We start from the raw sequence: 6,885 nt of genomic DNA, 5'->3' as shown, positions 1-6,885 counted from the left end.
TGGTAGGATTCGGAACAGGTTTGAGGCTGTTTGTGCATTTTGGGTCGCAAGGTTTTCGATTGGGCTGGTTTTAGCTATCGCCGCCTAAGGGTTTGGCTAGTGGGGGTTTGGCTGGTGGGGGTGATGGCGATCGCGCTTTTTGCTTCTGCGAGCGCGATCGCGGTTTCGGGGCTGCCACCGCTGACGGGGGAGCTACTGGCGCAGCGGCTGGCGGCTCCGGTGCAGCGGGAGGGCAAGCCGATGATTGACCTAAGCGGTCTGACGATCGACCTGCGGCCTGAACAAGAGGCGTTTGCGACCCAGTTTTATCGCCAGCTGCAAGACAGTTTGAACGGGGGGCAGCGGCCGCCGGGGCTGGATCTGAGCGGAAGTCTAATCCAGGGGAGTTTTGACCTACAGCGGCTGGGGCTGCGGGTGCCGACCTATGGTGAGATTGCTTTGGGCGGTCTGGACGAGGCGGTGCTGCAGCAGCTTCAGCAGGACCAGCGGCGGCTGGGGCAGCTGGGGCAGCTGTCGCGATCGCTGCTGCTGGAGGCGCAGCCAACTAAGCAGAATTTGTTTATCTTTCAGGTGCCGCTGCGGCTGGCGCAGACGACGATTACGGGGCAGCTGAACGCCGCCGACCTGTATTTTCTCGGTCGGGTTGAGGCCCAGGATGCGGTGTTTGCCCAGGCTGCCGACTGGCGCGACACCCGCTTCGCCCGCAGCGTCAGCTTTACCGATGCTCAGTTTCAGCAGGAGAGCCGCTTTCGCAACAGCCTGTTTTTTGCTCGCAGCCGCTTCAACCAGGTCAGCTTTGGCGGCCCGGTTAGCTTCCAGGGGGCAGAGTTTCGGCAGACGGCAAACTTTAACGATGCTCGCTTTGACCAGGCGGCGGACTTCAGCCGCAGCCAGTGGCTGAAAAATGCCGATTTTGCCCAGAGCCGCTTTGCGGCGGCGACAACCTTTGCGCGGGGGCAGTTCAGCCAGTCCCTCTTTCTGACTGAGGCTCGCTTTGCCGCCCCAGTGACCTTTCGCCAGGCCCAGTTTCAACAGCCGGTCAACCTGCGCAGCGCCAGCATTCAGCGGCAGGCGGATTTTGGCGACGCCCGCTTTGGTACTAGTGCCTATATCAACGTGGCTGACCTGGAATTCAACGCCGACGAGGCGCAGATTTTGGGCAGCCCCGGTCAGATTGGGCGGGCCTTTTCGGTGCCGACGCTGGGCGGCAATGAGACCGTCTTGCGCAATCTGGTGCGCAACTTTCGCCTGCTGGAGCAGATTGGCGATGCTAACCAGCTGGAGTACATGACCGAGCGACTGCGGCTGCGGCAGCTGCGGCGGCGCATTCGTAGCCTCGACCTCAACCAGGCGACGGCAGCACAGCTCCAGCGGCTGGGGCTCAGCCCCAAGCAGAGTGAGGCGATTTTAGCCCGGCGGCAGCAGCAGCCCTTTGTCTCCCGGGCCGACTTACTCAGCCTGGATACGGTCGATCTGGCGGCCTATGTGAAGGTGCGCGATCGCGTCACTGCGGGCAGCCCGCCCTCTCCCCTGGCCCGGCTGGTCAGCGCTGGCCGCTGGCTGAGCCTGGGGCTGCTGCTGCTGCTGAGCGGTTACGGCACCCGCTTTGGCCTGACCTTGGGCAGCGGGCTAATTGCGATCGCGCTGTTTGGCCTGATGTTCTGGGTCGTCGATCGCTGTCGGCGGCGGCGGCCTACACCACTGCTGCCCGAGCGTAGCGAGACGGCATGGATCCTAGCCAGCTTTGTTCTGCTGCTGAGTCTGGGGCTGGTTGCGGTCCTGCGCAGCGCTGCCCAGCCGGGCTGGACGCTGGCCTGTATTGGCCTGGTGACGCTGCCAATCCCCGTCGGGCTGATTGGCAGCCTCTATCGGCGAGGTCGCTATCACGACCTGCTGGAGCAGAGCTACTTTGTTGAAAATGGCAGCCTGCGCGAGCTTCAGCTGCTGATTGCCCGGCTGCCGGTGATTCCAAAATTTCCCTTTTACCGCGAACGCTATACGCCCCTGCCCACCGACCGCCGCTGGAACTGGCTCAACTACTATGACTTCAGCCTAAATAACTGGCTCAAGTTTGGCTTTAACGACCTGCGCCTGCGGGACCGGGCAGTGCCGGGGCTAATCTCGGCCCTGGTCTGGTATCAATGGAGCCTGGGTATTCTTTACGTCATTTTGCTGCTGTGGACGCTGTCACGAACGATCCCCGGGCTAAATCTGCTGCTTTATTTCTGACTAGCACCTGAAACCTACAAAGCGCGGGATTCCGTTTACCGTAAATATACTGAAGTTTGTCAACACAGGAGTATTCGTACGGAGGCCATATTTACGTAGTTTCAAGGACGATCTTTACGCGATTTCCGAAGAAGATATACCTATTCTGAAGAACGCGTGTAGCACATCTAAGTTTCCTGGGGGCATTTGGAAACTTAACAGGGCTCCACAGCAAGCGTCCTTACAGGTGAGCTGCCTGACCCTGGGGGCTTAAAGGGGTCAGGCATTTTTCTTTTAAAGTTTGGCAGACCAGCAGCGGCTCAGCACGGGTTGCTTAGAGAATCTTATCTAAACCATAGAGCAGCGACTTCAGTGGCAGCACCCGGCGGATCGAAAGCAGCACGCCGGGCATGTAGCAGACGCGATCGCTGGTATCGTGGCGCAGCGTATAGAGCTGACCGGCCGCGCCAAAGAGAACTTCCTGATGGGCAATCAGCCCCGGCAGCCGCACGCTGTGGATCCGAATGCCCGACTCTAGGGCACCGCCCCGTGAGCCCGCAAGCTTTTCGGTCTCTTCGACCTGGGCGGGGTTGTAGCGGTCCTTTTGAGCGGAGAGCATCTGGGCCGTCTGTACGGCAGTGCCGCTGGGCGCATCGGCTTTTTGGTTGTGGTGCAGCTCAATAATTTCGACATGGTCAAAGTACTGGCTTGCCTGGAGTGCCGCCTGCTGAAGCAGCACCATGCCAATTGAAAAGTTGGGAATGATCAGGCAGCCGGTGCTAGCTTTGTCAGCAAATTCCGCCAGCTCCTGAATTTGATCGGCGCTCAGACCCGTTGTCCCCACTACCGGGCGAATGCCGTAGGCAATAGCCGCTCGCACGGCGTCGTAGACCCGGTCGGGGTGGGTGACGTCTACCATGACCGCTGTTCCTTCGCTCTGAGCCATCACCAGGGTCGCTTCCAGGTCGTTAGTCACGGGAATTTCTAATGGCCCGCAGCCGATTACTTCACCGATGTCCTCGCCGATCAGCTTGGGATTGCGCGCGATCGCGCCCACCAGAGTCATGTCTTCGGCCTGCGCGATCGCCTTGACAATCTCGCGGCCCATCTTGCCGGTGGCCCCGTTGACGACGACTGGGATCTTAGTTTGGCTACTCATATGCAAGGATTCTGGGTGACTGACATTCAAGCTGCACCTTTGGCAACTGGTTTAGCCATAATGCAGGGCTTTCCTCACAATTGTACTTTTTGGCAGCCCCTGGGAGAGCCAGGCGATATAGTAGAGGCATTTTATTCCCGACTGACGATGACCAATTCGGCTCAGCAGCCTTCCAGGCTATCAAAATTCTTTCAGCAGCGGGCAGTCCAGCGCTTTTGGGAGTCTACGTCGGGGCTGATTGGGCTGGGGCTGACGACGCTGATCGTGCTGACGGCGCTGCTGGTGCCGGTGCTGCTGCCCTACGACCCGGCAACGGCTCGCAACTACGTGGCTCGGCTGCGACCGCCCGGCGTGGAATTTTGGTTTGGCACCGATGGACTAGGCCGGGATATTTTTAGCCAGGTCCTCTACGGTCTGCGGACTTCGCTGGTGATCGGCCTGGTGGCGGTTGTCATCGGCATGGTGATCGGGGTGCTGCTGGGACTGACGGCGGGCTACTTTCGCGGCCGGCTGGAGACGGTCGTGGGCTGGATGACCGATGTGATGCTGGCATTTCCGTCGATTTTGCTCGCGATCGCGATTGTCACTATCACCGGCCCCAGTGTCCTCAGCGTCATGTTTGCCGTCGGGCTGGTGCAGGTCCCTAAGTTTATTCGGCTCACCCGCAGCATGGTGCTCTCGCTGCGGGAGCAGGAATTTGTCCAGACCGTCCGCGCCTTTGGCGCGACCGCGCCCCGGATTATCTTTCTGCATGTGCTGCCGGCTAGCCTTGCCCCGATTGTGGTGCAGGCAACGCTGGCGATCGGCACCTCTACGCTGGAAGCAGCTGGGCTAGGCTTTCTGGGCCTGGGCGCACAGCCGCCGACGCCCGAACTCGGCACGATGCTCTCCGACGCCTTCACCGGCGGCTATTCTCTTTCGTCACCCTGGACCATTCTGTTTCCCGGATTATTCATCACCCTGACGGTGCTTGCCTTTAATCTGTTGGGAGACGGCCTGCGCGATGCGCTAGATCCTAAAGGCAGCCGATAGTCACTGGGTATGAAGCAGTAACCGGACCCGGCCTGATTCCAGCGCTGTTCCTTTTCGGCATTGGAGCAGTGGGGATCAGCCTGACAACACCTTGCAGCCGTTCTGTGAATGCGAAGTCGAATCAGTAGCGGGCAATAGACGGTGAAACCCCGCCGCCGGGTGAGCTATGGAATTACGAATTGCCTACTGTTCCAGCCAGCCAGGCTTCCAGATCAGACCGGGTTGAAAAATTCAGCAATGCTTCCCATAAGGCCTCAAGCTCGCCTCAACCTCCTGCCGCCTCAAGTTTGTGAACTTATAGACCATAATCGTCGTAATCTTCTCTATGATGGCACGACTCGCCTCGGGCTGCGCCGCTTGCCTCGAACGTGCTAGCAAGGTCTGAGCCGATGCTGCTGCTTGGTTTTCCTCAACCGTCGTCAAGACCATCAGCGCTATGCCTGAGGGCAGTTCGCTAAGCTCTCCTAGCTCATCGAGGTACACCCGATGCACTCGACGACTGCCCAGCAGGTCCTGATAGGGTAGCCAGTTCGTCTGCTCAATCGAACGGGAAGGATAGATGACGACGGCCTGTCGCTGAAGCGGTTACGGTTACGGTAGAAGTATAGAAACAATTCCCGAACGGTTCTTCAACAAGAAAAATTGTTTTTTGAAGGCCGAAAAGTTACGCATAGATTAAGAGGATGTCTGGGACGGTTATTACGGTGAAATTTATCAAAAGTTGACGTATTTATATAGAGCTATCACAGTAGCTTTACCTACAGAATGGCATTGAATTGTTACTCTCAAAGAGAGCCATCGAGAAACTCGTAGGCTTTGCATCTATCCATTCTAGTTCGCAAAATGGGAATATGGCTTTTTGCCATACAGCTTGACCTGGAGTAAATCTAGCCTTACTTGAGGCTGAACTTTCCTGTGTCATCAACATTTTGAGAAACATTTTGAGAACTTTTGATACGGCTTTTGAACAGATTGTGCTGAGAATTTTTCTATAGCACTAAAGGGACAACAAAAAACTAAATAGCACAGTTCAGCTTCAACCTTCACCCTAATAAAGGTATATCTTCCATGACCAATTTAACAATCAGCAAAAAGCTATCGATGGTTACCGCTGGCGTAGCAGCAGTAGCCCTCGCAACAGGCGGAACAGCACAGGCAGCCATGCTCAGCAACGGCGCTTTATCTGTAACCATTAGAGATGACAATGGGGCGATAGACACGCTTACCTTTGGCGGTTCTGATTTTTATAATCCAGGAGGCCCTGTATCCGACTATGGCTTTCAGACAGGCACCGATGGGTCCACTTTTCGGCTCAACAACACTAGCGGTTTCACCCAACAACCGGTCACTGTCCTCGGGGGTCCTGACTTCGTCAGCGTTACAGGAATCTATGATGCTGTTGCTAACATTGCCTTTACTCGTAACTATTCCCTAATCCCAGGACAGAATGTTTTGCGGATTGCCAGCACCTTTACCAATCTTGGCACAAGCGACAGCGTTCTGAGCTACTTTGATACCTTTGACCCTGACCAGGGCGGTGGTGCTGGGACAGGACTTAGTACCTTCAATGATGTGTTTAGTTTGCCAACCGCGGCCGGTACAGCAACAGTAGGCCAGGCCTCGGCATCATCGACGGGAAACCCATCAGGGATGCCCACCCTGACTGTCTTGATGGGTTCGCTCAATCCCGACGTAACCATTGCTTCGGGAGGCCCTTTTAACATTTCCAATGGTTCAGGCTTAAATAGTTTCTTCTCTTCTCCAGTGGATGGCAATGGTACCTTTGCTGATTCGGGGACTCATGTCGGCATTCGGAAACTTTTGGCCGGCGGCGGCATGCTGAACTTTGTCTACGACCAGGCCTATGGGGCATCACCCGATGCTGCCCAAGCTGCATTCCTTGCCGCTAACCCTGGCATCATCGTCCCCGATGATGGAACTGAGTCGGTCCCTGAACCCACTTCCATCTTGGGTATTCTCACTTTGGGGGCAATAGGCGCGAGTCGGCTGCTCAAGCGTAAAGGTCACAGTGCACTGGCGTCAGCATAACCAAACCTAATCACCCATGCTAACGGCAGCGGCTGCGTTTTAACCCGAACACAGCCGCTGTTTCTGAAAAAATTACAGAGCTTTAGCATAATAAGCTATAAGTACATAGCCATAATTATTCGACTGCATGTCATTCCGTTCGCACAGCGGCTCCACAGGAGCAACGAAGTCGAGGAATCTCTCAGTATGTGGCGCTTTTGCCGAGATGCTATAGCCCAAGGGGCATGGCTACGCTAGCGGCAAGTTACGCTTTCGCGTCGCTCCGCGAACAGCATGACATTTGGCCTTCTTTATTTATGGATACCTACTAAGGGAGCAGCGTTGAAATAACCTCCCCTGAATGAGGTTAAACTGGGCTTATAGAGAGCCATCGGTAGAGCGGATGTTAACAGAGCAAGTCAAAGCCACCTTCAAGGATGCAGCTTACAAACTAACAG

4 protein-coding genes and 1 pseudogene are annotated in these 6,885 nt (G+C 56.3%); 3 read left to right on the top strand and 2 right to left on the bottom strand.

Annotated features, from left to right (window positions below; all coding sequences use genetic code 11):
- Positions 1 to 39 precede the first annotated feature (39 nt).
- Positions 40 to 2,229, top strand: a complete 2,190-nt coding sequence (locus IQ241_RS24540; protein ID WP_228022071.1) for a pentapeptide repeat-containing protein — start codon at positions 40 to 42, stop codon at positions 2,227 to 2,229.
- A gap of 313 nt (positions 2,230 to 2,542) precedes the next feature.
- Here the strand turns inward: IQ241_RS24540 and dapB are convergent, their stop codons facing one another.
- A complete protein-coding gene (gene dapB, locus IQ241_RS24535) occupies positions 2,543 to 3,367 on the bottom strand; it encodes a 4-hydroxy-tetrahydrodipicolinate reductase (protein WP_193912336.1) in 825 nt (274 codons plus the stop codon).
- 147 nt (positions 3,368 to 3,514) lie between these two features.
- Here dapB and IQ241_RS24530 point away from each other — a divergent pair, with 147 nt between their 5' ends.
- Complete coding sequence (locus tag IQ241_RS24530; protein WP_193912334.1) at positions 3,515 to 4,399, top strand: ABC transporter permease; 885 nt, start codon at positions 3,515 to 3,517, stop codon at positions 4,397 to 4,399.
- A gap of 255 nt (positions 4,400 to 4,654) precedes the next feature.
- Here the strand turns inward: IQ241_RS24530 and IQ241_RS26870 are convergent.
- Positions 4,655 to 5,028 (bottom strand): annotated as a pseudogene (locus IQ241_RS26870) (DUF2887 domain-containing protein); the annotation flags it as partial.
- 439 nt (positions 5,029 to 5,467) lie between these two features.
- Between IQ241_RS26870 and IQ241_RS24520 the strand changes: the two are divergent.
- Positions 5,468 to 6,448, top strand: a complete 981-nt coding sequence (locus tag IQ241_RS24520) for a PEP-CTERM sorting domain-containing protein (RefSeq protein ID WP_193912332.1) — start codon at positions 5,468 to 5,470, stop codon at positions 6,446 to 6,448.
- Positions 6,449 to 6,885 lie beyond the last annotated feature (437 nt).

It is taken from the genome of Vasconcelosia minhoensis LEGE 07310 (assembly GCF_015207255.1).
Taxonomy (GTDB): Bacteria; Cyanobacteriota; Cyanobacteriia; order Phormidesmidales; family Phormidesmidaceae; genus Vasconcelosia; species Vasconcelosia minhoensis.
The sequence above is the reverse complement of the archived record's forward strand: the minus strand, read 5'-3'. Positions and strand labels throughout refer to the sequence as shown.